This window comes from Flaviflexus ciconiae (assembly GCF_003971195.1).
GTDB lineage: Bacteria > Actinomycetota > Actinomycetes > Actinomycetales > Actinomycetaceae > Flaviflexus > Flaviflexus ciconiae.
The window spans coordinates 1,409,005-1,434,829 of sequence record NZ_CP034593.1; the positions used below are offsets into that span (position 1 = coordinate 1,409,005).

The 25,825-nt window shown below is 59.6% G+C and carries 25 protein-coding genes and 2 tRNA genes; 11 read left to right on the top strand and 16 right to left on the bottom strand.

What is annotated here, in order from left to right:
* Nucleotides 1-12: 12 nt before the first annotated feature.
* From EJ997_RS06230 to EJ997_RS06260, 7 genes are all read right to left on the bottom strand, one after another.
* The gene (locus EJ997_RS06230; RefSeq protein ID WP_126703800.1) at nt 13-312 is read right to left on the bottom strand and encodes a chorismate mutase; all 300 of its coding nucleotides are present in this window, start codon (nt 310-312) and stop codon (nt 13-15) included.
* Nucleotides 313-320: 8 nt separating this feature from the next.
* Nucleotides 321-1,577 (bottom strand): ATP-dependent Clp protease ATP-binding subunit ClpX, encoded by a 1,257-nt coding sequence (gene clpX, locus EJ997_RS06235; RefSeq protein ID WP_126703801.1) that lies wholly within the window; start codon nt 1,575-1,577, stop codon nt 321-323.
* A 117-nt stretch (nt 1,578-1,694) separates the two neighbouring features.
* The gene (locus EJ997_RS06240) at nt 1,695-2,342 is read right to left on the bottom strand and encodes an ATP-dependent Clp protease proteolytic subunit (RefSeq protein WP_126703802.1); all 648 of its coding nucleotides are present in this window, start codon (nt 2,340-2,342) and stop codon (nt 1,695-1,697) included.
* 14 nt (nt 2,343-2,356) lie between these two features.
* Complete coding sequence (locus EJ997_RS06245) at nt 2,357-2,950, bottom strand: ATP-dependent Clp protease proteolytic subunit (protein WP_126704972.1); 594 nt, start codon at nt 2,948-2,950, stop codon at nt 2,357-2,359.
* Between the two features lie 186 nt (nt 2,951-3,136).
* Nucleotides 3,137-4,783: a trigger factor gene (gene tig / locus EJ997_RS06250; protein WP_206501863.1), complete on the bottom strand. Its 1,647-nt coding sequence runs from the start codon at nt 4,781-4,783 to the stop codon at nt 3,137-3,139.
* A gap of 381 nt (nt 4,784-5,164) precedes the next feature.
* The gene (locus EJ997_RS06255) at nt 5,165-6,511 is read right to left on the bottom strand and encodes a cation:proton antiporter (RefSeq protein WP_126703804.1); all 1,347 of its coding nucleotides are present in this window, start codon (nt 6,509-6,511) and stop codon (nt 5,165-5,167) included.
* Nucleotides 6,512-6,576: 65 nt separating this feature from the next.
* Nucleotides 6,577-6,652 (bottom strand) — tRNA-Pro (locus tag EJ997_RS06260).
* Nucleotides 6,653-6,739: 87 nt separating this feature from the next.
* On the opposite strand from EJ997_RS06260, the gene EJ997_RS06265 reads away from it, so the two are divergent.
* Nucleotides 6,740-6,810, top strand: a tRNA-Gly gene (locus EJ997_RS06265).
* Nucleotides 6,811-6,909: 99 nt separating this feature from the next.
* On the opposite strand, the gene EJ997_RS06270 is transcribed toward EJ997_RS06265, so the two are convergent.
* On the bottom strand, nt 6,910-7,383 hold the full coding sequence (locus EJ997_RS06270; RefSeq protein WP_126703805.1) for a DUF433 domain-containing protein: 474 nt from the start codon (nt 7,381-7,383) through the stop codon (nt 6,910-6,912).
* A 359-nt stretch (nt 7,384-7,742) separates the two neighbouring features.
* Nucleotides 7,743-8,246: a MarR family winged helix-turn-helix transcriptional regulator gene (locus tag EJ997_RS06275; RefSeq protein ID WP_164719841.1), complete on the bottom strand. Its 504-nt coding sequence runs from the start codon at nt 8,244-8,246 to the stop codon at nt 7,743-7,745.
* Nucleotides 8,247-8,449: 203 nt separating this feature from the next.
* On the opposite strand from EJ997_RS06275, the gene EJ997_RS06280 reads away from it, so the two are divergent.
* From EJ997_RS06280 to EJ997_RS06290, 3 genes are all read left to right on the top strand, one after another.
* Nucleotides 8,450-9,115 carry an NADPH-dependent F420 reductase gene (locus tag EJ997_RS06280; RefSeq protein ID WP_126703807.1) on the top strand — a complete coding sequence of 222 codons (666 nt, stop codon included), beginning with the start codon at nt 8,450-8,452 and terminating at the stop codon, nt 9,113-9,115.
* Between the two features lie 155 nt (nt 9,116-9,270).
* Complete coding sequence (locus tag EJ997_RS06285) at nt 9,271-10,326, top strand: LLM class flavin-dependent oxidoreductase (RefSeq protein ID WP_164719843.1); 1,056 nt, start codon at nt 9,271-9,273, stop codon at nt 10,324-10,326.
* Nucleotides 10,327-10,431: 105 nt separating this feature from the next.
* Nucleotides 10,432-11,478 (top strand): pirin family protein, encoded by a 1,047-nt coding sequence (locus tag EJ997_RS06290; RefSeq protein WP_126703808.1) that lies wholly within the window; start codon nt 10,432-10,434, stop codon nt 11,476-11,478.
* Between the two features lie 111 nt (nt 11,479-11,589).
* Here EJ997_RS06290 and rpmF read toward each other — a convergent pair whose 3' ends face one another.
* Both rpmF and rpsN read right to left on the bottom strand, forming a co-directional pair.
* A complete protein-coding gene (gene rpmF / locus EJ997_RS06295) occupies nt 11,590-11,751 on the bottom strand; it encodes a 50S ribosomal protein L32 (RefSeq protein WP_126703809.1) in 162 nt (53 codons plus the stop codon).
* A 45-nt stretch (nt 11,752-11,796) separates the two neighbouring features.
* On the bottom strand, nt 11,797-12,102 hold the full coding sequence (gene rpsN / locus EJ997_RS06300; protein WP_126703810.1) for a 30S ribosomal protein S14: 306 nt from the start codon (nt 12,100-12,102) through the stop codon (nt 11,797-11,799).
* A gap of 241 nt (nt 12,103-12,343) precedes the next feature.
* Here rpsN and EJ997_RS06305 point away from each other — a divergent pair, with 241 nt between their 5' ends.
* From EJ997_RS06305 to EJ997_RS06325, 5 genes are all read left to right on the top strand, one after another.
* Complete coding sequence (locus EJ997_RS06305) at nt 12,344-12,961, top strand: IMPACT family protein (protein WP_126703811.1); 618 nt, start codon at nt 12,344-12,346, stop codon at nt 12,959-12,961.
* Between the two features lie 237 nt (nt 12,962-13,198).
* Nucleotides 13,199-14,134, top strand: coding sequence for a cysteine synthase A (gene cysK / locus EJ997_RS06310; protein WP_126703812.1), 936 nt, complete (start codon nt 13,199-13,201; stop codon nt 14,132-14,134).
* Nucleotides 14,135-14,136: 2 nt separating this feature from the next.
* Nucleotides 14,137-14,718 carry a serine O-acetyltransferase EpsC gene (gene epsC / locus EJ997_RS06315; protein WP_126703813.1) on the top strand — a complete coding sequence of 194 codons (582 nt, stop codon included), beginning with the start codon at nt 14,137-14,139 and terminating at the stop codon, nt 14,716-14,718.
* A gap of 118 nt (nt 14,719-14,836) precedes the next feature.
* A complete protein-coding gene (locus tag EJ997_RS06320; protein ID WP_126703814.1) occupies nt 14,837-15,439 on the top strand; it encodes a hypothetical protein in 603 nt (200 codons plus the stop codon).
* A gap of 356 nt (nt 15,440-15,795) precedes the next feature.
* Complete coding sequence (locus EJ997_RS06325) at nt 15,796-17,778, top strand: M13 family metallopeptidase (protein WP_126703815.1); 1,983 nt, start codon at nt 15,796-15,798, stop codon at nt 17,776-17,778.
* Between the two features lie 150 nt (nt 17,779-17,928).
* On the opposite strand, the gene EJ997_RS06330 is transcribed toward EJ997_RS06325, so the two are convergent.
* A complete protein-coding gene (locus EJ997_RS06330) occupies nt 17,929-18,591 on the bottom strand; it encodes a hypothetical protein (protein WP_126703816.1) in 663 nt (220 codons plus the stop codon).
* Entirely contained in the window at nt 18,588-19,193 is a 606-nt protein-coding gene (locus tag EJ997_RS06335; protein WP_126703817.1) for a DsbA family oxidoreductase, read from the bottom strand. The genes EJ997_RS06330 and EJ997_RS06335 overlap by 4 nt, the downstream gene beginning before the upstream one ends.
* A gap of 129 nt (nt 19,194-19,322) precedes the next feature.
* Between EJ997_RS06335 and pepN the strand changes: the two genes are divergently transcribed.
* On the top strand, nt 19,323-21,860 hold the full coding sequence (pepN, locus tag EJ997_RS06340; protein ID WP_126703818.1) for an aminopeptidase N: 2,538 nt from the start codon (nt 19,323-19,325) through the stop codon (nt 21,858-21,860).
* Nucleotides 21,861-21,869: 9 nt separating this feature from the next.
* Here the strand turns inward: pepN and EJ997_RS06345 are convergent, their stop codons facing one another.
* The 3 genes from EJ997_RS06345 to malQ are packed head-to-tail and all read right to left on the bottom strand — an operon-like array spanning nt 21,870 to nt 24,670.
* Nucleotides 21,870-22,295: a PTS sugar transporter subunit IIA gene (locus EJ997_RS06345; RefSeq protein ID WP_126703819.1), complete on the bottom strand. Its 426-nt coding sequence runs from the start codon at nt 22,293-22,295 to the stop codon at nt 21,870-21,872.
* On the bottom strand, nt 22,292-22,516 hold the full coding sequence (locus EJ997_RS06350; RefSeq protein WP_126703820.1) for a glucose PTS transporter subunit EIIB: 225 nt from the start codon (nt 22,514-22,516) through the stop codon (nt 22,292-22,294). The genes EJ997_RS06345 and EJ997_RS06350 overlap by 4 nt, the downstream gene beginning before the upstream one ends.
* Before the next feature lie 15 nt (nt 22,517-22,531).
* Complete coding sequence (gene malQ / locus EJ997_RS06355; protein WP_126703821.1) at nt 22,532-24,670, bottom strand: 4-alpha-glucanotransferase; 2,139 nt, start codon at nt 24,668-24,670, stop codon at nt 22,532-22,534.
* Nucleotides 24,671-24,872: 202 nt separating this feature from the next.
* Between malQ and EJ997_RS06360 the strand changes: the two genes are divergently transcribed.
* Nucleotides 24,873-25,775, top strand: a complete 903-nt coding sequence (locus EJ997_RS06360) for an acyl-CoA thioesterase (protein ID WP_126703822.1) — start codon at nt 24,873-24,875, stop codon at nt 25,773-25,775.
* The last annotated feature ends 50 nt before the right edge of the window (nt 25,776-25,825 follow it).

The window sequence follows — 25,825 nt, forward strand, 5'->3', positions numbered from 1 at the left end:
AGCCTTAGCCGGTTACTTATTTTCCGCGAATTCTTCGTGGTGACGGATAACTTCGGTGACGATGAACTTGAGGAACTTCTCGGCGAAGACTGGGTCGAGACCTGATTCTTCCGCGAGGGTCTTGAGGCGTGCAATCTGGCGTTCTTCGCGGCCCGGATCGGAGGCGGGAAGGCCGAGTTCAGCTTTGAGTTTGCCTACCTGCTTTGTGCACCGGAAGCGTTCCGCCAGGATGTGGATCAGTGCAGCATCAATATTGTCGATGCTTTCCCGTGCGGTACGCAGTCCCTCCGGGATGTCCTGAGCTTGTTCCACTTCTCCTCCTAGGCAGACTTCTTCGAGCGCTTATAGACGAAAGTGGGTTCACCACCCTCGAACGCCTTCTCATCAATGATGACGCGTTCGATGTCGGAGCGCGAGGGTATCTCAAACATGAGCTCCCGCAGGATACCCTCCATGATCGAACGCAGGCCGCGGGCACCGGTGCCGCGCTCGAGAGCCTTCTCAGCGATCCTGCGAAGGACTTCGTCGGTGAACTCTAGCTCGACGTTGTCAAACTCGAACATGCGCTGGTACTGCTTGGTGAGGGCGTTGCGGGGCTCGGTGAGGATGCGGACAAGGTCGTCGACCTCGAGAGCATCCACAGTGGCGATTACTGGGAGGCGGCCGACCAGCTCGGGAATGAGGCCAAACTTGTGAAGATCGTCGGGCTCAACATCGCGAATCAGGTCACCTGCGGCCTCGTGGCTGGAGAGCTCCGAGCCGAAACCAATGGAGCGGCGTCCCGAGCGTGAGGACACGATCTCTTCCATGCCCGCAAAGGCGCCTGCGACGATGAAGAGGACGTTCGTCGTGTCAATCTGGACGAACTCCTGGTGGGGGTGCTTGCGTCCGCCCTGCGGGGGAACCGAAGCGACCGTGCCCTCGATGATCTTGAGGAGGGCCTGCTGAACACCTTCACCCGACACGTCGCGGGTAATCGAGGGGTTCTCGGACTTGCGGGAGATCTTGTCGATCTCGTCAATGTAGATAATGCCCTGGGCGGCACGATCCGTATCGCCGTCGGCCACCTGAATGAGCTTGAGGAGGACGTTCTCGACATCCTCACCCACGTATCCCGCCTCGGTCAGGGAGGTGGCATCTGCAATCGCGAAGGGCACGTCAAGCATGCGGGCAAGTGACTGAGCAAGGTAGGTCTTGCCTGTGCCGGTCGGGCCGATGAGGAGAATGTTGGATTTGCCGATCTCAACGGGCTCGCTCCCCTTCTTGGGAACATCCTGGCCTGCGCGAATCCGCTTGTAGTGATTGTAGACGGCAACGGCGAGGGTCCGCTTGGCGGAGTGCTGGCCGACCACGTATTCGTTGAGGAACTCGTAGATCTCCTGCGGCTTCGGCAGTGACTCGAGCGAGAACTCGGATTCTTCCTGACCGAGCTCCTCAGCAATGATCTCATTGCACAGCTCAATGCACTCGTTGCAGATGTATGCCCCCGAGCCGGTGATCAACTTCTTGACCTGGCGTTGGGACTTCTGGCAGAACGAGCATTTGAGCATGTCCGCTGCGTCGGCGGTGCGAGCCATAAGAGTACCTCCCTGAACTGTCACCACTCTAGCGACATCGGCGTGCTGGCGCGAATGCACCACGCGGAAACGGGAGCCGTTCAATAGGCTCCCGTTTCTGTGGATTGTTACATCGTGCTAGGCCTCGATGCGGGGCGGCTTGCGGGAGGTAAGAACCTCGTCGACAAGACCGTATTCCTTGGCCTGCTGGGCGGTGAGGATCTTGTCGCGGTCGATGTCGCGCGAGACCTCTTCCTTCGTCTTGCCCGAGTGGTCGGCAAGGGTCTGCTCGAGCCATTCCCTCATGCGGTCGATTTCGTTCGCGACGATCTCGATGTCCGAGGCCTGGCCCTGGACGCCCTGCATGGCGGGCTGGTGGATGAGGACGCGCGCGTTCGGCAGCGCGAGGCGCTTACCGGGTGCACCGGCTGCAAGCAGGACGGCTGCTGCGGAGGCGGCCTGTCCGAGGCAGACGGTCTGGACCTCGGGCTTGATGTACTGCATCGTGTCGTAGATCGCGGTCAGCGCCGTGAAGGAGCCGCCCGGCGAGTTGATGTACATCGTGATCATGGCATCCGGGTCCTGCGACTCGAGGACGAGCAGCTGGGCCATGACATCATCAGCGGATGCGTCATCAACCTGGACGCCGAGGAAGATGATCCTGTCCTCGAAGAGCTTCGCGTAAGGGTCCTGACGCTTGTAGCCGTAGGGCGTACGCTCCTCGAAGGTGGGGAGCACGTAGCGGGATTCCGGCATTGCCGGCGCCATCATCGACGGGTAGTTCATCTTGTACTCCTGGTTCACTTGGTACCACCGCCACCGGAGACGAGATCCGAGGTCTCAACGACGTGGTCGACAAAGCCGTATTCGAGGGCTTCCTGGGCCGTGAACCACTTGTCACGGTCCGAGTCCTCAATGATCTGCTCAACCGTCTTACCGGTCTGCTGAGCCGTAATCTCAGACAGCTCGTGCTTCATCTTGATGATGAGGTCGGCATTGATTCGAATGTCGGTAGCGGTACCACCGGCACCGCCGGAGGGCTGGTGCATAAGAACACGGGTGTGCGGGGTGATGTAGCGCTTGCCAGGGGTGCCCGAGGTCAGCAGGAACTGCCCCATCGAGGCAGCCATGCCCATGGCAACCGTGGCAACATCTGGCTGCACGAACTTCATCGTGTCATAGATAGCCATCCCGGCCGTGACGGAGCCGCCCGGCGAGTTGATGTACAGGTAAATATCCTTCTCGGGATCCTCTGCGGCGAGCAGAAGCATCTGTGCACAGATCGAGTTCGCGTTATCGTCGCGAACTTCGGAGCCCAGCCAGATGATGCGTTCCTTGAGAAGGCGGTTGAAGATGTGATCACTCAGGCCGAGAGATGCGGCCTGGTTCTGCATCGAGGGAAGTGTGCTCAATGGACAGCCTCCTGAATAGAAAAGTCCTTGCGTTCATTCGAGGTTAACGCACCTAGCAACGTCCTACTTCCCTCGGTCGGCTTTGTTTCGCTGTTGGCGCATATAAACAAGGAGTCCGCGAGATCTCTCCCGCGGACTCCTCATGTCTATTACCTGTCGGCGAAACGACTACTTCTCGTCCGTCTCGGCCTTATCGGCCTTTTTGGCCGGAGCCTTCTTCGCAGCCGGCTTCTTTGCAGCAGGCTTCTTGGCGGGAGCCTTCTTCGCCGGGGCCTTCTTGGCGGGAGCCTTTTCCTTGGCCTCGGCCTCGGTGGCGTCCTCGGCCTTGTTGTCGGCCTTCTTGGCGGCCGGTTTCTTCGCAGGAGCCTTCTTCGCCGGGGCCTTCTTGGCAGGAGCCTCAGGTTCGGCGGCCTCCTCGGCCTTCTCCTCGACGACCTCGGCCTCAACGACCGCGGTGTCCTCTTCTGCGGCGACGGGCTCGTCGGTTGCGGCAGCGGCAGCCATAGCACCAGCCTCAACGTCCTCGTCTACGCCCTCGTTCTCGTCGATGACGGACTTGACGTCGATTGCCTCGCCGTCCTGGTCAACAACCTTGACCTCACGGAGCGAAAGGATCAGAGCCTTGTTGCGGGTGAGCTCACCGGCAAAAGCGGAGACCTGGTTGGTCTGGGCTGCTGCCTGGATGAACTGGTTCGGCTCGATGTTGTACATCTGGGCCTGCTGGACCATGAACTCGAGGAGCTCGTCCTGGCCGATCTCGACCTCGAGCTTCTCGACAATGGCGTCAAGAATCATCTGATCGCGGAACTGCTTCTCGGTATCCTCGCGAATCTCGTCACCGTGAGGGTCGCCAACTTCCTTACCCTCTGCCTCAAGGTGACGCTTGATCTCTGCGTCGATGATGCGGGAGGGGACGGGAACGTCAAGCTGCTTGTTGAGCTCCTCAAGGAGGAGGTCACGAGCTGCGTAAACGGTGTCGGTGAGCTTCGTCTTCTCGACGGAGGCACGCAGGTCGGCCTTGAACTCGTCGATCGTGTCGAACTCGGAAGCGAGCTGAGCGAAGTCATCATCAGCCTCGGGGAGCTCCGACTCCTTGACCGACTGAACGGTCACGGTAACGTCGGCCTCTTCGCCCTCGTGGTCACCACCGGCAAGGGTGGACTTGAAGGTCGTGGTCTCGTCGGCCTGGAGCCCCTCGAGGGCTTCGTCGATGCCTTCGAGGAGCTTGCCGGAGCCGAGCTGGTAGGAGATACCGGAAACGGAGTCGACAACCTCGTCGCCAATCTTGGCTTCCATGTCGATCGACACGTAGTCGTTGGCCTGGACGGGACGCTCAACGGACTTGAGGGTAGCGAAGCGCTCCCTCATCTCCGTCAGGCTGGCGTCGACGTCCTCATCGGTGACAACCGGCTTGTCGGTGGTCAGGGTGATGGTGGACAGGTCGGGGAGGTTGATCTCCGGGCGGGTGTCGACGCTGATCTCCACGACGAGAGTGCCGCCGGGCGCGCCTTCCATGTTCGGCCACGTGGTGATGTCGACCTCGGGCTGACCGATCGGGTCCAGCTCGTTCTCAACAATCGCCTGCTGGTAGTAGCCGTCGAGGGAGTCATTGACTGCCTGCTCGATGATGGCGGGGCGGCCAATGTGGCTCTCGAGGACGCGCGTCGGGACCTTGCCGCGACGGAAGCCAGGGATGTTGACCTGCTGGCTCAGCTTCTTTGCCGCGGCGTCCACGGCCGGCTTCAGCTCGTCGTACTCGACATCCACGCTGATCTTGACGCGGGTCGGTTCGAGCTGTTCAACGTTGCTCTTCACGAAAGTTACTCCAGTCATTGACGGTGTGGCAGGCTGCCACCTCACGTTTCACCTGCATTTACTGCAGACATACCGGGTTATTCTACGACACAGAAGCCGTCAATTCCCACTGTCTGGCCCCACAGGTTGCCTATCCCACTCTCAAAACAGCCGCAATCCGGGATTACGTCCAGCAACGATCCAGGAAACGATCACGGATGGCCCGATAGCTCGTTCGCGAACCATTAGGGCAGCGGTTCCGCACTGCACGTGGGAGTACACGCGAGACTAACTGGCGTTCGTTCTCCGCGACTGACCGCGACTTGATCCCTATATCTCCGAAGGACTGGGCTCCCATATCTCCGAAGGGTCAAGCTCCCAGTTCTTCTAAGGGTTGAGCTCCTAGATCTCCGAAGGATCAAGCTCAAGGTCATCCTCGTCCCAGGCCACGTTGTGGGCTGCTGGAAGGACGTCCTTTGGTGCTGCCGGGTCCTTTGCGTCGCGGACCGTGCCATCGTCGTCAACACCAAGGGCAACCTGCCCTCCCGCTGGGTGGCGTTTCTTTTCTGCTTGGGAGATCGGAATGGCTGCAGCGATAAGCGGGAGGATGAGGACAGAGGCGCCACCCGCCAGGACAATGCTTGAGGAAATTTCGTTCGTCATCGCTCCAGCATCCTCGGCAATCGAGGTGACGGCCACGATGATCGGTAGAGCTGTCGAGGAGTAGAGGGCTGTCACGACCCTGTCCCCCATTGTCAGATTCAGTTCGTGACGGAACGTATGTGCAAAGGTTCCAAGGAAGACGGGGATGCCGCGGACGAGAATGAAAAGGATGAGGAAAACAACCCAGATGATGGGCTCTTCGAGCGCGGCAGCGATATCGATGTGCATACCGGACGTAATAAAGAACACCGGGATGAAGAAACCGTAGGCCAAACCGTCAAGCTTCTTCTCTAGCTCTTGCCTGCCCTGCGGGAGGGCCTGGCGAACAATGAAGCCCGCAGCGAATGCACCGAGAACAATATCGAGTTCAAGGACGGTGGCAAGCGTAATGAGTCCTACGAGAAGGACAACGGTTCCGCGAACGGTTGTCTGCGCTGTCGACTCGGCTCCCATGTGCAGGAACCTCAGGACAACGCCGCCGGCCCTGCGAGCTCGGGTCGGCACAAGTCCGATGATGATCGTGACAACGATGAAGAGAATGACGATAAGGAGCGAAAGCCATTCGCTTCGCACCGACAGCAGCACCGCCATAGCCAGAATCGGGCCGATCTCGCCGACAGCGCCGTGAGTCATGACGCTCTTACCGATCGGGGTCTCGAGAACACCCCGCTCTTTCAGTAACGGGAACATGGTGCCGATAGCCGTGGAGGTCATGACGATCGCAATCGCCGCGCCCTCCATGCCTAACGGTGGAAGCTCAAAGATGAGATAAGTAACTCCGAAAGCAAGGATCAAAGAGAACACCCAAGTGAAACTTGCCACTACTCCGCCGCGAGCTTTGAACTCTTTGATGTCGATCTCATAGCCCGCAAGCAGGAACAGGAAGCCAAGCCCTAGCTCCGCGATTAGCTCGATCGACGCACTCTCCGACGCTATCGATAGCGCGTGAGGGCCGATGAGAACACCGAGGAAGAGGAGAACCACAACCTCGGGCAGGGCCTTCTTGGGGACCATTTTGCTGATGATTGGGGCGGCCAAAGCCGCCAAAACAATGAAGAACAGGGAAGTGATGATGTCGACGTTCACCCGTTATTACCTCCGGGTCGTGTATTCGATCGGCCAACCTATCAGAAAACAGCTCTGATATTCACTGGTCGGGGTGACAGGACTCGAACCTGCGACCTTCCGCTCCCAAAGCGGACGCGCTACCAACTGTGCTACACCCCGTCTCCGCTTAGCGGGACGAACTCATCTTAGTGGGTCGCTTCGGCCGATTGGAAATCGAGGCCAGAATCTTGATACTCTCTAAGCCGTGCGGGTGTAGCTCAATGGTAGAGCCTCTGCCTTCCAAGCAGATAGTGCGAGTTCGATTCTCGTCACCCGCTCCGCACAATCCCCGGCACAACGCCGGGGATTCTTTTTTCCCCGCCACCACTCAGACAGGCTCCCCCGCTACTCCACCCACGTGGGCCCAAACTCGACACTTAACCCACATTTGCTACCTGCAAGAGCAGTGACTGGAGTAGTCGGAGTCTCGGTGACCGATATTGGGCGCGCTTACCTTGCTGATCGAAGGCAACCGCCTCCCGAGCGGCCTGGGCAGACACCCCGGGGTAATAGTTCGCAACTTCCTCAGGCGTGATCTCGCCTGTCGCCACTAACGACGCAATGGTCAAGTACGGTATCCGCGTCTCGGCGATGGTCGGCATCCCTCCCATGCGGCGAGCATCGACCTCAATGCTTGGCAAGGGTTGTCGAAAATTTACGACATGGTCACCGTGAGAGTTAAGCAACTCCTTTGACAGTTCATCGAAGGAGACACTCATCGATTCAAGACTCGCATCGGCAAGATCGACGGAGTACTCACTCTCATGGCTTTCCACCCAGGTTGAGACTCCGTCGGATCCGAACCAGTACGTGGAAGGGCGTTCCATTACGCCAAGAGCGATCAGATCCATGAATTCACTACCGACCTTCTGCAACGACACCTCGAAGCCATGCAATGTAGCGGAGCACTACGAGGTCACGGAACGAGTAGAGCGGGGTACTGGACTCGCGCACGTCAGGAACGACCAGGCCTTTGCTTGCCCGGCTCCGGAGCTCATTTATCGTCATCCCGGTAAGCACGGATGCCAGTTGACGAGAAAACATAAGCCCACCTCCGGTCCCTTACAGAACACAGCGTAGCTAAGCTCGCCCAAGCTTCGATCACATTCAAATCGAGTCTTGTAATGCTTTCGGAATACGGGGGCGCTCACGCGGTGAACTTGCGAGATGCCGATTCCAGGTCATGCACCAAGGATAGCCATCTCTCCCCCTACGGGAGGTGATCCATTGCCTCACAGGGAATCGATCCGGGTTGCGCACGGTGGATGTCCATCGCCAACCTACCAATCAGAGACGTGAGCGTCTTCCTGTCCGCTTCGCCTAGCCCCGCAAGCAGATCGGACTCCATGTGGGCGACGCGCTCCTCGTATTTTTCTAGAAGCTCCCTCCCCTTGTCAGTTGCGACGATCTTGCGTGCCCGGCGATCTGAGGGTGCTGGGATCCTTTCGACAACGTCAGCTTTGACTAGGTCATCAATAAGGTAGGTCAGGACGGTTCGGTCAATGGCCAGATGTGCCCCGAGGGCCTGTTGGCTGGGCGGGTCGCGGTGAATGACCGCGGAAACAATCTGGAAGCCGCGAATACCCGAGGGCATGCCCTCGACAACGTCTTCAAAGAGTGACTGGTAGCCACGCAAGACCATGCCAAGGTTCCACCCAAGATCCCCGGGCGGAGCGCTATCAAGGCCTGTCCCATGTGTCGCGGCTTCTGTCACGCTAACCATCATACTCAAAATTAATCTGTTGCATAGATGATCTTTCAACTATACAGTCTGTGGAGCAACATATTTTCTTTGTGGCAGGATTTCGCTTCACCATAGGTCTTTTCCGTTGAGGGACTGCGGTGGAAGAGATTACCTCTGCTACTGATAGAGCCTTGAGAGGTCCTCTCTCCTGGCCCGACGATTAGGACTTTGCATTGACTACTGCCCCGACTGAGCTTCGCACCATTGGAATCCTGGGAGCAGGACGCGTTGGAACTGCTGTGGCACGTCAGGCCCTGAAAGCGGGCTACGAGGTGAAGATTGCAACTGCGAAGTCGGCTAGCGAGATTTCGTTGATTGTCGAGATCATCACGCCCGGTGCCATTGCCGTTGATGCTGCCGAAGCCGCGAGCGCAGATCTGGTTGTTATAGCAGTGCCGCTACACAAGTACCGCACTCTCGATCCGGAGCTTCTTGCGGGACTCACCGCGATTGATGTCATGAACTACTGGGCTCCGATTGATGGCGAGCTTGACGATTTCGAGGGTGATCCCCGGACAAGTAGCGAGATTATTCAGGCCTACCTGCCAGAGACGAGGATCGTTAAGTCTCTTAACCACATTGGCTATCACGATCTCGAAGAGGATGGCCGCGAGCCGGGCTCACCTGACCGCAGGGCGCTTGCTCTTGCAAGTGATGATGAGGAAGCTAAGGCGCTGGTTGCTGGCTTTATCGACCGCCTCGGCTATGACGCCGTGGATGCTGGACCGCTTAGCGCGGGACGCGCCTATCAGCCGGGCACTGAGATCTTTGCCAGCGCTCACAATGCTGAGCAGATGAGAGCCCTGCTCGAAGCCGCAAAGCAGCCTGCACCCTCCTAGTTCCTAAGCCACCTTTCGGCGCTTCAACCGGGCCGTTAAAACTGACACCGGCCCGTACGAATACCACCTGAACCAAACAACTCAATCAGTTACCGCAGGCATGGTCGGGTAGCCATCCTGCTGACAAACATCTTGCTGACGCGTCAGCTCAACCCATGGGAGAGACAATGGAAATAGGCGCCTACAGCTTCGGCGATACTCAGCGTCATGAGGACGGCTCGCTTCGCTCAACCCATGAGGCGGTGCGTAACCTGCACGAGGCAATCGTCCATGCGGATGAGGTTGGGCTCGACTACTTCGGGGTTGGGGAGCACCACACGACCACCATGCCTGCGTCATCACCGGGGGCCACCATTGCGGCCGCCGCCGCAGCAACAAAGCAGATTATTCTCGGCAGCGCCGCCAGCATCATCAGCACCGATGACCCGGTCCGCGTCTACCAGCAGTTCGCAACCGCCGATGCTATTTCCGGTGGTGGGCGTATCGAGATCACAGCCGGCCGCGGTTCTTCTGTCGAGACCTTCCCGCTGTTCGGTTACGACCTGGGTGACCACGACGAGCTGTACGCCAACAAACTCAACCTGCTCATGACCATTAGTGAGAGCGATTCTGAGGAAGTCACATGGAGCGGTAGCCGCCGCCCCGACATCCCGAACCTCGCGGTTGTCCCCCGCCCGGTCCAGGGCCGCATGCCAATCTGGTTGGCTACGGGCGGCAACGCGGGTTCTTCCGCACGTGCGGGACAGCTGGGCCTGCCGGTGTCCTACGGAATCATTGGCGGAGCCCCACATCGCTTTGCCCCACTCGCTGAGCTGTACCGGGAGACCGCGAAGCGCGCCGGCCACCCCGAAGAGAACATCAAGGTATCGGTAGCCGCCATGGGACTCATCGCACCCACGAAGGAGGAGGCACTCGAACGCTTCTACCCGGGCTGGTACAACCTAAACGTAGAAATGGGGCGGCTGAGGGGATGGCCGGAGCCGGATCCTAACGCCTACTACGCGCAGGCCAATGCCCCAGGCGCGTACTACATTGGTGATCCCGACGAGGTGGCCGAACGTATCGTTCATCTCCATGGGCACATGGGCCACATGCGGCACTTCTTGCAGATGGACATCGGCGGCCTCCCTCAGGACCACCTCCTCGAGTCCATCACCCTCCTCGCCACCGAGGTCAAGCCGAGGGTCGAGCGACTGCTCGCCAAGAAGTAGCACCCATCTGGCAATCGCCTCCTAATCTCCTTGCTCAAAGCAAAGCCGGGGTCGGCGTCTAACCGTTCAGGTCGCTGGCCCCGGTTTTGCTGACATGATGACAGCATGACGAACTGGGAAGTTAATCCAGCCGAGTACGAGTGCAAGCACGTTCAGCAGGCCGACATTGTCGACATCATCACTGCACGGGAGGTGCCTCTGGGTGGCCCGCGCGCCATGACTGTCCGGCGCACCCTGCCGCAGCGTAAGCGCTCCCTGATTGGCCCCTGGTGCTTCCTCGACCACTACGGCCCAGACGATGTTGGCGCCACGGGTGGCATGGCAGTACCGCGGCACCCGCACACGGGCCTGGCCACCGTCACGCTTCTCTTTGAGGGCCTGATCGAGCACATCGATACCACCGGCTTCTCGAACATTGTGCGCCCTTCCGAGGTCAACCTAATGATCGCGGGATCGGGGATCTCTCATTCCGAGTTCTCCACCGGAGACACCTCGATCCTGCACGGTGTCCAGCTCTGGTACGCACTCCCCGAAGCAAAGAGAAACTCAACGCCAGGGTCACAGCACTACGTTGCCGAACCGCAGGTTGTTCCCGGAGGAACAGTCCTCACCTACATCGGTTCCCTAGCGGGCGTAACCTCACCTATTGACACGAGGATCGATGCGCTGGCAGCTCAGGTTGTCATGAAGCCGGGTGAGACTGTCACGCTTGATATTGACCCATCCTTCGAGCACGGGGTCGTTCTCGACTCCGGCGAGCTCACTATCCACGTGGGCGAGCACGACCAGACGCTCGGTAAGGACGAGCTGGCCTACCTTCCTCTAGGCCCCGAACAGATTAGCTTTACCGCAAGTGACTCCCCGACCCGAATCATCCTGATCGGTGGCAAGCCCTTCGAGGACACGATCGTCATGTGGTGGAACTTCGTTGGCCGCTCGCACGACGCGATCGTTCAATACCGCAATGCCTGGCAGGCCGAGATCCGGATGAAAGAGCCGCCCGCCAATACCGCAAAGGACATGGAGTCCGGGAAGTATTTTGACGGCATGGCCGTACCTAGGTTCGGAGCCCACTTCCCCGAAGGCGAGCCTGCACCGCTTCCCGCCCCGAAGCTCCCCAACGCTCGAATCAAACCGCGCATTCAGCCGTAGACTAATCCCACCATTGCAATCCGGCTTGCAGAAATTTGGGTATGAAAAGGCGTGGTGCCAAGAACGAGTCTCGGCACCACGCCTTTTAAATATTTGCTAAGTCGCTAGAGCTTAGTCAATCGCACCAGTCTGGTAGGCCTTGACCAGGCGACGGGGAATGCGAACCTCGCGCCCCTGAACCTTGACCGTGACGAGATCCGTCATCTGGGCCTTCCACTGGGACCGACGATTGCGCGTGTTGCTACGCGACATCTTGTGCTTGGGAACTGCCATTGCGCCGCTCCTTTCTGTCTTAGGCGGCCGAAGCCGCGAATATTCTTACCAGGAGGACTTGGTGACGCCCGGGAGCTCACCACGAAGCGCCATGTGACGCATACGAACGCGGGACAGACCGAAGTCGCCGAGGTAACCGCGGGGACGACCATCAATGGCGTCGCGGTTACGCAGACGAACCGGGGACGCGTTGCGCGGAAGACGGTGCAGTGCGGCCATAGCCTCATCACGCTCTTCCTGCGTCAGGTTCTCGTCCACCGAAGCCTTCTTCAACTGTGCGCGACGCTCTGCGTAGCGCTCGACCATCTCGCGGCGCTGCTTGTCACGCGCAATCTTGGACTTCTTCGCCATGCTTACCTCTCTATATACCGAAACGATGTTCCGGCTATAACATCTTGTATCTTGCTGGACCTACCGGGAGTTTCCTCGCGCGATGGGGATCACCCGGAGGGACAGCGGTCCGACAAACCATCCTAACTCAGGATTGAGCCAGAACCATAGTTACATCAACCACTAATCTCCGCGCAGTCGGTCACACTTAAAAAGACCGGCGGGTCAGGGCCGATGAATGAACACCCCCTAGGATAGCGGTATGCCGCAGACGATTCGAGACAGCGTGAGAACTGAGCTTGTGATTTCGCGCTCCCGCTTTATCACCGAACTCGTCCCCGCCGCCGATCCGGACGGGGCCAGAAACCTTGTTGCCGAGCTCCGAACGGAGTTCCCAGACGCTCGCCACCACTGTTCCGCATGGATCGTCCAGGTACCCGGCGAGCAGGATCGGGAGCACTCGTCCGATGATGGGGAGCCGTCGGGAACCGCGGGCCGGCCCATGCTCGACGTGTTGCGCGGACGGGAACTCACCAATGTTTCTGCTGTTGTTGTCCGCTATTTCGGCGGGATTCTCCTTGGAACCGGCGGGCTCGTGCGCGCCTATTCCGATTCCGTGGCCCAGGCAGTCAATGAGGCAACCCTGTGGACGGTCACCGAGGTGCCGCAGTGGGAGATCACCGTTCCTGTGGCCACAGCCGGCAGACTCGAAGGGATCCTACGGTCGGAAGGCTGGGAAGTGGAGTCGCAGTGGGGTTCCGAGGTGACGATGCTGATAACAACGGACAGAGTTGATCGCCTTACCACCATTGCTTCCATTGAGCTGGGCACAGATGTCGTACCCGAACATCGCGGAACGGTTCAGCAATTCTCTCGATGAGTGAACGGGCTTGCTCGGTGGCGAAGGTCATGAAACTATAGCCATAAGCACTGAGCTTGAAGTTTTAACTATCTTCTAAGGAGGCGGCCATGAGCACCACTCGTCCGTTCCTCCTGTGCTGTCTGTTCTGTCGCTAGAGTGTCGAGCCCCAGGGTGCGTTGACGCATGCTCGGCACTCTCCCTTTTACTACTTACAGACCGGTACAACCCCCTCAAAAATTCATCGAAGGAAGATTTATGTCTCGAATTGCAGCCGACGCCACCCAGCTTGCCGGCAACACCCCGCTCGTCCGCATCAACAACCTGTTCCCCGACTCGAAGGCCACCGTCCTCGCGAAGCTCGAGTTCTACAACCCTGCCAACTCTGTGAAGGACCGCATTGGCGTTGCCATCGTGGATGCTGCTGAGAAGTCCGGTCAGCTCACCGAGGGCGGCACGATCGTAGAAGCCACCTCCGGCAACACCGGTATCGCCCTCGCCTTCGTTGGTGCAGCACGCGGATACAACGTTGTTCTCACCATGCCGTCCTCGATGTCGAAGGAACGCCGCGCACTCCTGCGCGCCTACGGTGCCGAGCTGATCCTCACAGAGCCTGCTGATGGCATGAAGGGCGCAGTCGCGAAGGCCGAAGAAGTTGCAGCCGAGCGTCCGGGTGCTGTGCTTGCCTCGCAGTTCGCGAACAAAGCGAACCCCGCTATTCACGAGGCCACGACGGGCCCTGAGATCTGGAACGACACCGACGGCGAAGTTGCAGCCCTCGTTTCCGGCATTGGCACCGGCGGAACCATCACCGGTGCGGGCCGCTACCTGCGTTCGAAGAACCCCGACATCAAGATCTTTGCCGTTGAGCCGGCCGAGTCTCCGCTCCTGTCCGAAGGTAAGGCTGGCCCCCACAAGATCCAGGGCCTCGGCGCCAACTTCATTCCCGGAATTCTTGACACCGAGATCTACGACGAGGTCATCACCGTTCCTTCTGCGGACTCCTTCGACTGGGCCCGTGCAGCGGCCACGAAAGAAGGCCTCCTCGTTGGTATCTCCTCGGGTGCTGCCCTGAAGGCCGCTGGCGAGGTTGCTAGCCGCGAAGAGTTCGCCGGTAAGACGATCGTTGTCATCATCCCGTCGTTCGGTGAACGCTACCTGTCCACCCCGCTGTTCGAGGGCCTGGTCGATTAATCATGGTTCTGTCACTCGGCGCTTCCCTGAAGACGCTCCTCAAGGAAGACCTTGAGGCTGCTCGTCGGCGGGATCCCGCGGCGCGTACCCCGCTGGAAGTCGCTTTGGCATATCCCGGCGTGCACGCCCTGTGGGCACACCGGGTGGCACATGCAATGTGGAACAAGTCAGATCGGCTGAAGCTCCCGGCACGCCTGCTGTCGCAGGCAGCCAGGTCAATCACTGGGATCGAGATCCATCCGGGCGCTCAGCTCGGGCGGCGCATGTTTATCGACCACGGCATGGGAGTCGTCATTGGCGAAACCGCCGAGGTCGGTGAGGACGTCATGATGTATCACGGCACGACCCTGGGAGGTGTTTCCCTCGACAAGGGAAAGCGCCACCCTACGGTCGGTGACCGGGTCACGATCGGTGCTGGAGCCAAGGTGCTTGGCCCCATTACGCTCGGTAACGACTCCCAGATCGGCGCTAACGCCGTTGTCGTTAAGGACGTTCCCGACGGAGTGACCGCTGTCGGCGTTCCCGCGAAGAACCGCGAGATCCCCGTCATGGAACCCCAAATCGACCCGGCCATCTGGATCTGATAAACCACTATCGGATCGACCACTAGAACTGGCGATTAACTGTGAGAATGGCGGCCTTCGGGCCGCCATTCCCCATCCAACCCCTTGTTTGACGAAAACAGGTCTTAAAGTGGGTGGCATGACCGTTCCCGACTCTTCCGCAGCGAATCCCGAGTATCTCGCGAGCGTCAAGCAGGCCCGCCAGAGGGCCCTTCTCTTTGCTGTCACTGCACTTGTCGTCCTCATTATCGGGGCCATCCTCGTTGCGGACGTCACGAGAGTTGCGAGCATCATCGGACTCTCCGTCCTTGGCTGGGCTATCGTCCAGCTCATTGGGATCGGCTACCTGCGCATGAGACCAAAAAACCCTGCGGTAGGCGTTGCCATCGTCGGAGGCATCGCAACTGCCCTTACCGTTCTTCTCATTACCTTCTTTTCAAGCGGCTTTGACGAGGCTCTTCTCGTGGCTGGCACATGGCTTGCCGGTGGCGCGCTCTCGGAGGCCGTTCGTGGCAGCAGGTGGCAACGTGCTCTTGGTGAGAAAGGGATCTCCGGCGATGTCGTGCGCACCCTCGCCATTCACACCGGCTACGACGGAACCCCCATGGCAAGCTTCCTTACCGGCGGCATCCTCGTCGGCATCTGGGCCTGGCTCCTCGACGTCCTCCCCTGGGTTACTCCCTTTGCGGCACTCGTCCATTGCGCCGTAGCTCTCGGACTCTCCGCCAAAGCGAAGGCCTGAGAACAACGTAGTCATTCACCCACCTCATCCTCACCAGCACTAACGCTGGCTTACCCGTCCAACCCCGACCCATCCGTCGTTCCTCAGAACGGCGGATGGTCTCTTTATTGCAGCAGATCACACCCGATACTGAACAGGCTTTCCAACGGGTTGCGCTCGAGCTTTCCAGCTCGACATGATCAATATGATCAACATGGTCAAGTGTGTTGGCCGGACCCTTCCTTGCATCCATCGCCGAGGATTCCTACCTAACTCTCATGTCAACTTCCATGGCGCCTGGAGCTTCGCTGACCTGGCTGGTTTCGCCCTCCGCAATGAACGAGAGCCCTGCCACGGACTGCCCTTAGACTGGTGGAATGACAGATCCTATTCTCAGCGATGTGCTGAAGAACGCTAAGCAATCCGTCCGTGTTCAAGATGACCTGTTCCGCAGGGTTAATGGCACCTGGCTCGACACTCACGAGATCCCGGCCGACCGTCCCCGGGACGGTGCTTTCTACGACCTTAACGAGCGGTCGCAGGAGCAGGTTAAGGCAATCATTGATGAACTTGCCGAAGGTGACCCTGCAGGTGATGCTCAAAAGATCGGCGACTACTACTCGTCCTTCATGGATGTCGACACCCTGAACGCCGCAGGCGTTGAGCCGCTCCGTGAGGATCTTGAGCAGATCTCTCTCGCACAGACAAAGGAAGCTCTCGCGAGCGCCGTGGGCACTCTTGTTCGCACGGGCGTGAACACCCCGTTTGATTTCGACATTGACGCCGATCTCAACGACCCGGACTCCTACGTCATCTTTATCAGCCAGTCGGGCCTGTCCCTTCCGGATGAGGCATACTACCGGTCCGAACAGCATGCGGAGACCCTCAAGGCTTTCGAGAAGTTCGTTCCCGAATACCTTGCCCTCACGAATGTTCTTGCGAATGCCGAAGAGGCTGGCCAGCATATCGTCGAGTTCGAGACCGCTCTCGCTTCTCACCACGCCGATGTCGTGACGACCCGCGACGCCGACAAGATCAACAACCCGATGTCGTGGACCGACTTCATGGCTTCCGCACCGGGTTTTGACTGGGAGGCAGCCCGTGAAGCTATTGGCATCCCCTCCGATCTGGCCGACCGACTTATTGTGCTGACCCCGGATGCTCTCACGGGAGCCGCAAAGCTGTGGGAAGAGACCGATCTTGATGTCCTCAAGGAGTACCTGACCTTCCAGGTCGCTGTCTCCCGCGGCGCCTACCTGACTGAAGACATCGCCCAGAAGCGTTTTAATTTCTTCGGCACCACTCTTATGGGAACCACGGAGCAGAAGGACCGCTGGAAGCGAGGCGTTGCCCTTGTCAGTGGTGTTCTTGGAGAGGCTCTCGGCAAGATTTACGTGGAGCGTCACTTCCCGCCGTCCCACAAGGAAAAGATGGAGCAGCTCGTAGCGGACCTACTTGAGGCCTACAGCAACTCGATCAAGAATCTTGACTGGATGGGTGAGGAGACCAAGAAGAAGGCCCTTAGGAAGCTCTCGACCTTCGTTCCGAAGATCGGCTACCCGGAAAAGTGGCGGGACTACTCCGCTCTGACGATCACCGATGACCTGGTGGGCAACGTTCGCGCCTCGGCCGGTTTCGAAACTGATCGCGCTATTGCAAAGCTCGGGACACCCATGGACCGTGAAGAATGGTTCATGCCTCCCCAGATGGTGAACGCCTACTACAACCCGACGTGGAACGAGATTGTCTTCCCCGCGGCTATTCTTCAGGATCCGTTCTTCAACCCGGATGCTGATGACGCCTGGAACTACGGTGGCATTGGTGCTGTGATCGGCCACGAAATCGGCCACGGCTTCGATGATCAAGGTTCGAAGTATGACGAGTCGGGCCGTCTCAACAACTGGTGGACCGATGAGGACCGTCGCGAGTTTGAGAAGCGCGCCAACGCTCTTATCGCACAGTACGACGCCTACACCCCGATGGCCCTCGAAGGCACCGAGCATCACGTCAACGGCGCCCTCACCATCGGTGAAAACATTGGCGACCTCGGCGGCCTCACGATCGGCCTGAAGGCGTACGACATTGCACTGCGTCGCCAAGGCTACGACGGCATCGATGATGCTCCCGTCATTGACGGAGTGACCGGTGCCCAGCGCGTCTTCTACTCGTACGCGAGGATTTGGCGGGAGAAGTCCAGGGACGAGACCGCGATCGTCATGCTCAGCATCGACCCGCACTCCCCCTCCGAGTTCCGTTGCAACGGTGTCGCCAAGAACCTCACGGCGTTCCACGAGGCCTTCGACGTCAAGGAAGGCGACGAGCTTTACCTCCCCGAGAATGAGCGCGTAGCCATCTGGTAATGAAAGCTATTGTCCGATACCAATACTGGCACTGCTGGCGTAAGGCCAGAACATAGCTGCCGGGAGATAACGTCAAGGGAGGGGCCGATTCAGTTTCATTCTGAATCGGCCCCTCCCCTATGCATCGGTTAAAGGTTATGACAGGACTGTTTAATCGGCACTTGCCACGCTTGAGAGCATCTCTTCGACATCGGCCTGGAGCTCACCGAACTCTTCGGCCGATGCTGAGAAAGCAACTTCCTGTAGCCCGTCATCACTGAAGATCGGGTAGACAAGCTGGGTGATCTCCAGTCCGTCCATGACTCTCGTGACCTCAAGCCCCTCAACCTCGTTGCCGTCCACGCTCAGCGTCGTGGCAGGTCCGATGACAACATCATCCGGGTTCTCGACGCCAGTTCGGAAGGAGTTGCTAGCGGGCTCCTCCCATTCCTCAAACGCGGTCGGGACGCCGGGAGCAGCATCAACCCAGGTTCCCACAATATTCGGAACGAAAGCCGAGTTGTTGACACCGGAGACGAGCAGAACCGTGAGGTTGACGTTCTCGTCAAGTGGCGCAGGGTATGCCTGCCATCCATCCACCAGGGTCAAGGAATAGCGGTCGTCCTTCGACGTCACCACGTCACCCTCGACGGTCATGCGACCCTCGGTCCCCTCCTCGCCGCCGTCAGCTGTGCCTTCGGGGGTTAGTTCCTCGTAGGTTGGGGTGGCAGATGTTTCCTCGGACGACGATGTCTCGTCAGTCACGGTGTCATCGGAGCAGGCCGAAAGCGCTGCGAGTGCGACGATGCTCGCCGCGGCAAATCTTCTGATCATTCGAACGACGGCCCCTTGTCGCGGGAACGCTTGAGCTCGTAGAAGCCGGGAACGGAGGCAACGAGAACAGCACCGTCGAACAGGCGCAGAGCGTCCTCTCCTCGGGGCGCCGGGGTAACAACCGGGCCGAAGAAGGCGGAGCCGTTCACGGAGATCGTCGGGACACCCACGTCGGTTCCAACCAGGTCGGTGGCGCCTTTGAGCTGTGCCTTCATGGCCTCATCAAATTCACCGGACTCGGCGCGCTCGACGAGGGCAACGTCGAGCCCTGCGGCTTCAAGGGCCTCAACGATTGCGTCACGCTCGTTCGTGCGGCCACCCGGGTGGTAGCGGTTGCCGACCTCGGTGTAGAAGTTACCGAGGGCCTCCTGGCCGTAAACCTCACCAACACCAACGGAGACCTGTGCACCGAGGCGGGCCTCTTCAATGTGCTTCGCGTAGCCAGGATCGAGGTCGCGGCCTTCGTTGAGGAGGGTGAGGGACAGGACGTGCCAGGTGACGTCGACGTCACGGTTGGGAACAATCTCCTCCGCGATCCAGCGGGAAGTCATCCAGCACCAGGGGCAGGAGGGATCAAACCAGAAATCAATTTTGTCAGCCATGTCACCATCGTCCCGTAGTTTGAGCCGACTTCCAAACAGGGACGCTCAGCGCTCAGCGTATTCCCAGCCCAGCAAGTACTGTTAGGTAGGTGCACGCAAACCGCGCACGGACACTGTGAAAGGACATTCATGCCAGGAGAGAACCTCACCCGGTCAGAGGCAGCGGCACGCGCTGGAGCGGTTTCTGCCGACAGCTACCGCGTCCAGCTCGACCTGAGGGGCGACACAACATTTTCTTCCATCACGACACTGAAGTTCTCCGCAAGCGCGGATCAAACGTTCGTGGACCTGATCGGCTCGGTCAACTCGATCCTGCTCAACGGCGAGCCGGTCGACCTGTCCGCGCACGCGGACTCCCGGATCCACCTGACTGGCCTCAAGGCCGAGAACGAGCTGGTGGTGGACGCGACATGTTCGTTCATGAACACAGGCGAGGGCATGCACAAGTTCGTTGACCCAGTCGACGGTGAAACCTACCTGTACACCCAGTTCGAGGTTGCCGATGCTAGGCGCGTGTTTGCTGTCTTCGAGCAGCCCGACCTCAAGGCCGAATACACGTTCGAAGTTACGGCACCGAGCCACTGGAAGGTGTTCTCCAACTCCCCCACCCCGGAACCCACCCCGGTTGATGACACCTCGAGCCTGTGGGAGTTCACGCCCACCGAGAAGATCTCCTCATACCTCACGGCGATTGTCGCTGGACCCTACGAAGGAAGCGAATCGTCACTGACGAGTTCTGATGGTCGGACGATTCCGCTTGGCGTGTACTGTCGTGCGTCGCTTGCCGAGCACCTGGATGCTGACGAAGTTATCAACATCACGAAGGCAGGTTTTGGTTTCTTTGAGAACGAATACGGTCACCCCTACCCGTTCCGCAAGTACGACCAGATTTTTGTTCCCGAGTTCAACGCCGGAGCCATGGAGAACGCCGGTGCCGTAACAATCACGGAATCCTACGTGTTCCGTTCCCGTGCCACAGGCGCGATGATCGAGCGTCGTGCGATCACGATTCTGCACGAGCTTGCCCACATGTGGTTCGGTGACCTGGTGACGATGCGCTGGTGGAACGACCTGTGGCTCAACGAATCGTTTGCCGAGTTCATGTCGCACCTGGCTGCCGATGAGGCAACCCGCTGGGATCAGGCCTGGCAGACGTTCCTCTCGTCGGAGAAGTCGTGGGCCATGGAAGCCGATCAACTCGCCTCCACGCACCCCGTTGTCTCTTCGGTGACGGACCTTGAGGAGGTGTGGGCAAACTTCGACGGAATCACGTACGGCAAGGGCGCTTCCGTCCTCAAGCAGCTTGTTGCCTACGTGGGCCGCACCGAGTTCATGACCGGCCTGTCCGAGTACTTCTCCAAGCACTCGTGGGGCAACACGGAGCTATCCGACCTGCTGGTGGAGCTCGAGAAGGCTTCCGACCGTGACCTGTCCGAATGGTCCACCCTGTGGCTCGAGGAGTCGGGTGTGACCCTTGCTCGCCCGGTGATTACCGCCCAGGGTGACACGATGACAGAGCTGGTAATCCGTCAGGAGCTCGGTAACGCACCCCGGCTTCGTCCGCACCGCATGGGAGTGGGACTGTACGACGTTGTCGATAATCGCCTCGTCCTGCGCAAGCGCGTTGAGCTAGATGTTGCCGGTGAGGAAACAGTTGTCACGGAGCTGGCTGGCGAGAAGATTGCCGACATTGTTCTCCTGAACGACGGGGACCTGGCCTACACGAAGATCAGGCTGGATGAGAGGTCGTTGGAGACCGCGATCAAGCACATCGACACTTTCGATGATCAGCTGGCCCGCACGCTCCTCCTCAGCGCGGCCTGGGACATGTGCCGCGATGCAGAACTGTCTGCTACCTCGTTTACTGAGCTGGGGCTCCGCGCGATCGAAACCGAGAACCACCCGACCGCACTGCGCGTGTTGCTCATGAGCGTGTCGCTGGCGGCCACGATCTACTCCTCCCCCGATAACAGGGAGAACCTGATCGTTAAGGTTGCCGATGAGCTGTTCGCGATCGCCGACCGGGCCGAGCCCGGCTCGGAGATCCAGTTCCAGGTTGCTTTGGAGGCGGCACGCCGCGCGAAGAGCGACGGTCAGCTGGACCGGCTTGAGAACTGGCTCGAAGGTAAGGACCTACCGAATGGCTTCGAGCTGGACACCGACGGCAGGTGGACGGTCCTCCAGGGGCTTTCTGCCGGTGGCCGGATCGACGAGGCAAGGATCGAGGCGGAGCTCGCGAAGGACAGCACGGCAACAGGAATGGAATCCGCCTGGCGTGCCCGCGCCTCCATCCCAACCCCCGAGGCTAAAGAGGCCGCCTTTTCGGCACTGATTGAAGGCGGCCTGCCGAACATGCAGCAGCGGAGCGCCCTCTTCGGGTTTCAAGCCGGAGACGCCTCCGTCCTCGCCCCCTTCTTCCCCAGGTACCTCGACGCCCTGAGCGGAGTGTGGGAGAAGCAGACGTACGAGATGGCGCAACAGCTCGCCACCCGTATGTTCACACCCTCAATTATCGGCATGGGAACCGATGTTGAGGCGGGGCTGAACGCGTGGCTGGAAGAGCACCCGGACGCTGCACCGGCGCTACGCAGGATCATCATTGAGCATGGGGATGCGACCCGCCGGGCCCTAGCGGCCCAGACGGTCGATTCAGCTCATAACAGTTAGGACTGGTGGTCAGTCGAGCTTTCCGAGAAGATCGCCGGCTGTAACCTGAGCGCCTGGAGCCACACCCTGGTTCCAGGCGTTCGTCCTTTTCTGAGGGAACGTCACGACAACCATGGATTCCAGGTCGCCTAAGCGATCCAGGTCGACGGTGATAAGCGGGGTTCCGACGCTCACCTGATCGCCCTCTTTCACGAGGGCGGTGAGGGCATCGCTCTTGTGAGTATCGATCCCGGCATGGACCAGGCAGGAACTCACGACAACGGCATGGGAACGCACCGAGGTAACCTCGCCGTCGCATGGCGACAGGACTGTCATAACGCCGGTCTCCGACGGGTCTATCGCACAACCGGGTCCCAACATGAGGCTTGAAAACACAGGGTCGGGGACCGACTCGAGCCCGAGTACAGTCCCCGCTATTGGCGAATAAAAGTTCACCCCATGCGCTCCACAATATCTTCGGCCTCGGGGCCTACAACAACCTGGACAACGTTATTGGCCTGGACGACGACACCGAAGGCACCGCTCTCCCTGAGGGCCTCCTCCGACACCGCGTCGACCGAGTTCACGACGGCACGGATACGGGTGATGCAGGCTTCTACCGTGGAAATATTGTCCTTGCCGCCGAGCCCAGCGATGATGGACTGTGCTTTATCCATGATTCCTCCTTGGTCTCAGAGTAGCCGGTTATCGTCCCCAAGTGCGCGCCTAAACGTCTCCAGAAGGGACGTGACACGCGAATGGGACGGAATGTCGCCGACGAGAACAACCTCTTCTGTTCCGTCAGCCAACGGAACCCGCCAGTTCGGATATTCCTGATCGGTTCCCGGCTGGTTCTGGGTCCGACGTTCACCCACAGCGTCAACCAGGGAAACAGCGAGGAACGTGGATCGTGCCTGGGCAATGTAGGCGTAGAGGCCTTCCACGATTTCCCGCTCGGTCGGGTTCTCCCCGACCAGTCCGTACTCCCGTAAACGCTTCAGGGCCTTTTCTCGTTCCTCATCTGCTTCGGCCCGCACCTGCTCAACCGGCTGCATCAGAAGCCCGAGCCGCTCGCGCAGGTCGACATGCTCGCCAGCAATGTAGCCGGCGGCGGGCGGAAGGTCGTGGGTGTTGACGGAGGTGAGGACCTCGCGGCGGTAGTTCTCTGCCCGCAGCGGCATCCCCTCACCTTCCTTCTCGAACCAGAAGATGGAAGTTCCGTAGATCCCACGGGCCGCAAGGAAGTCCCGAACCCAGGGCTCAACTGTTCCCAGGTCCTCACCAACGAGGATCGTGCCAGCCCGGTGTGCTTCGAGCAGGAGAACGCCGATCATGGCCTCGTGGTCGTAATTGACATATGTACCCTCGGAGGCCGGGTGATCGTCGGGAACCCACCAGAGACGGAAGAAGCCAGCAACGTGATCGACGCGGAGCATTCCGGCGTGGCGGATTACGGTGCGGATCATATCGCGCAACGGCTGGTAGGCCGTCTCGGCAAGAGTGTCGGGACGCCACGGGGGCTGCGACCAGTCCTGGCCCTGCTGGTTGTACATATCGGCGGGGGCGCCGACGGTGACGCCACGAGCAAAGGCCGTGGGATTCGCCCACACATCCGCGCCAATTGGGTGGACACCAACAGCGAGATCGGCGCACACACCGATGTGCATGCCAGATGCTAGAGCGGCCTCCTGGGCCTTTTCAAGCTGTTCGTCAGCAACCCACTGGAGCCACGACCAGAACTCGATCCGGTCGGTCAGCTCACGCTTCTCGCGTGCCACATAGACGGAGTCGGCCGTTGCAATATTCTCCGGAAATCCCTTCGGGTACTTCTCGCACAGGGCGCACCAGAGCGCAAAATCTGTCAGCCCCTGGCCCTCTTCTTCAAGGTACTTTTCGTAGGCGGCCTGACGAGCGAACGAGCGGGGCACCTTGAAGATGATCTCGAGGGCCTGGCGCTTCGTTTCCCAGACCTCGTCGCGATCAATGTACTCGTTACGTAGCGAAGAGGCTCGTTGTTCTTCGCCTCCCCAGTCAATGAGGGAACGCTGCGGGCCAGTCAGGTACGCGGTCTCCACGATCTCTTCGGGACGAACGTAGATCGGGTTAACAAAACGCCTGGAAACGGGAAGGTACGGCGACGGCGACATGTGCCCAACCGGCTCGGCCGCGTGCAGCGGGTTGATTTGGAAGAAGTCCGCGCCCTCATGACCAAAGATCGCGGCAAGGTCGGCAAGATCGGAGAAGTCGCCAATGCCCCAGGACTTTGCGGAGCGGACCGAATAGAGCTGGGCGGCAACACCCCAGGCCCGGGAGGTTTCCAGGTCCGGTTCGTCAAGGCGGTCCGGTGTCATCGCAAACGGGGATTCGGTAACGGTACCGTCCTCCAAGGTCGCACGTAGCGTATGCCACCCGAGTGGAATATCGCCGGGCAGGAGGAATGAGGCACGGCCAGTCTGCTTGCCGTCGATTGTACGGTCCCCGGTCCAGTCCTCGACCTGGCTCAGCGGCCACGACTCATCGGTGCCCTCAAGGATAACTTCGAGGATGACCTTGCTACCGGATGGCACGTGTGCGTGTACGCGGCCCTCGGAGTTCTGGCGGTGAACAACTGAGGGCGGGAGGATCCTGCGCCAGGTCTCAAGTTCGCGATCGGTGAGCGCCTGCACTGCGCCCTGCTCGGTCGAGGCATCCACTCCCATGGCGGCCAGCACCTTGATCAGGATCTCATCGGAGATGTCGCGCTGCTGTCCGTCGTATCCCCAAAATTGGGTCGATACACGATAGGCAGCTGCCAGCTCCGTCAGGGTTGATCGAGAGGGAGGGACACTCATAGGACGACCTTTCGCAACGACATTGTGCATTCGTGCACTATTCTGCCAGATATTCGCTTTCGACCAGCACAATTAATCGTCAGCTGGGACACTCTTCTATTTCACACTCTCCGTGAGCTTTACTCCAGTGTGATGTCAGGTGTCGGGCTAACAGCGTTCGCCCAGGAAAACTCGGTTAGTGTTTACCCTGGATAGGAGCACCATGGACAAGCGCATCTTCATACCGGAAAGCACAACGGAGCCACTGGCTTCCCTGCTCAACACGCTCAGGCTTGAGCGCCAGGGAGACATCACATATCGGGGTCACGACAATCTGCCCCAGCTCTCCGGACGCGTGTATGGCGGCCAGGTACTCGCCCAGGCCGTGTTGGCTGCCGCCGATACATTTGAGGACAGCGACGACCGGCTTATCCACTCCCAGACCGCGGCTTTCCTCCGCGCTGGCGACATCAAGAAGCCAATCGACTTCGAGGTCGAAGTCATCAGCGACGGAAGGTCATTCTCCACCCGTCTCGTGCACGCCCTGCAAGACAATCGCATTATCTTCACGGCACGCGACTCCTTCCAGCGTCGTCAGCCCGGCGTCGAGCATCAGGACGAACCCCCGAACGTTCCGGGGCCGGATGAGTTCCCGTCCTCGGTCGACCTCTTTTCGTCCGTCGACCATCCGGCGGCCCGTTTCATGTCCTCGACGAACTCGCTCGACATGCGGCACGTCGAAGGCCAGCTCTACCTGCGCCCCACGAAGGAAATCGACTCGACAACGCACGTCTGGTTCAAGACTCGCTCCCCTATGCCAACCGATTCTTCTCAGACACTCAAGAGAGCCGTCCTCGCTTACGCAGCAGACCAGTTCATGCTGGAACCAATCCTGCGTAACCACCGACTTGCTTGGTCCACCCCAAAGATCGCTCTCGCCACTCTTGACCACACAACCTGGTGGCACCGCGATGTCGATCCATCCAACTGGATTCTTGCCGAGCTTCACAGCCCCTCGGCACAGGGCGGCCGCGGCCTCACACTCGCCAAGTTCTTCCAGGACGGAACACTCGTGGCAAACATGGCCCAGGAGGGCATGGTCCGCTCCCCCGAGTTCTCGGAGTAGCACCGGCCAATTGGGTAAAGCCACGATCAAGTGTGGCACCGAGCTCCGCT

Coding starts and splice junctions, on each gene's coding strand:
- EJ997_RS06290 (WP_126703808.1), top strand. CDS start 10,432: ATGACGAACTGGGAAGTTAATCCAGCCGAGTACGAGTGCAAGCACGTT.
- EJ997_RS06285 (WP_164719843.1), top strand. CDS start 9,271: ATGGGAGAGACAATGGAAATAGGCGCCTACAGCTTCGGCGATACTCAG.
- EJ997_RS06320 (WP_126703814.1), top strand. CDS start 14,837: ATGACCGTTCCCGACTCTTCCGCAGCGAATCCCGAGTATCTCGCGAGC.
- EJ997_RS06330 (WP_126703816.1), bottom strand. CDS start 18,591: ATGATCAGAAGATTTGCCGCGGCGAGCATCGTCGCACTCGCAGCGCTT.
- rpmF (WP_126703809.1), bottom strand. CDS start 11,751: ATGGCAGTTCCCAAGCACAAGATGTCGCGTAGCAACACGCGCAATCGT.
- rpsN (WP_126703810.1), bottom strand. CDS start 12,102: ATGGCGAAGAAGTCCAAGATTGCGCGTGACAAGCAGCGCCGCGAGATG.
- EJ997_RS06305 (WP_126703811.1), top strand. CDS start 12,344: ATGCCGCAGACGATTCGAGACAGCGTGAGAACTGAGCTTGTGATTTCG.
- EJ997_RS06325 (WP_126703815.1), top strand. CDS start 15,796: ATGACAGATCCTATTCTCAGCGATGTGCTGAAGAACGCTAAGCAATCC.
- EJ997_RS06350 (WP_126703820.1), bottom strand. CDS start 22,516: ATGGATAAAGCACAGTCCATCATCGCTGGGCTCGGCGGCAAGGACAAT.
- EJ997_RS06360 (WP_126703822.1), top strand. CDS start 24,873: ATGGACAAGCGCATCTTCATACCGGAAAGCACAACGGAGCCACTGGCT.
- epsC (WP_126703813.1), top strand. CDS start 14,137: ATGGTTCTGTCACTCGGCGCTTCCCTGAAGACGCTCCTCAAGGAAGAC.
- EJ997_RS06335 (WP_126703817.1), bottom strand. CDS start 19,193: ATGGCTGACAAAATTGATTTCTGGTTTGATCCCTCCTGCCCCTGGTGC.
- EJ997_RS06245 (WP_126704972.1), bottom strand. CDS start 2,950: ATGCAGAACCAGGCCGCATCTCTCGGCCTGAGTGATCACATCTTCAAC.
- EJ997_RS06270 (WP_126703805.1), bottom strand. CDS start 7,383: ATGGATCTGATCGCTCTTGGCGTAATGGAACGCCCTTCCACGTACTGG.
- cysK (WP_126703812.1), top strand. CDS start 13,199: ATGTCTCGAATTGCAGCCGACGCCACCCAGCTTGCCGGCAACACCCCG.
- malQ (WP_126703821.1), bottom strand. CDS start 24,670: ATGAGTGTCCCTCCCTCTCGATCAACCCTGACGGAGCTGGCAGCTGCC.
- clpX (WP_126703801.1), bottom strand. CDS start 1,577: ATGGCTCGCACCGCCGACGCAGCGGACATGCTCAAATGCTCGTTCTGC.
- EJ997_RS06240 (WP_126703802.1), bottom strand. CDS start 2,342: ATGAACTACCCGTCGATGATGGCGCCGGCAATGCCGGAATCCCGCTAC.
- pepN (WP_126703818.1), top strand. CDS start 19,323: ATGCCAGGAGAGAACCTCACCCGGTCAGAGGCAGCGGCACGCGCTGGA.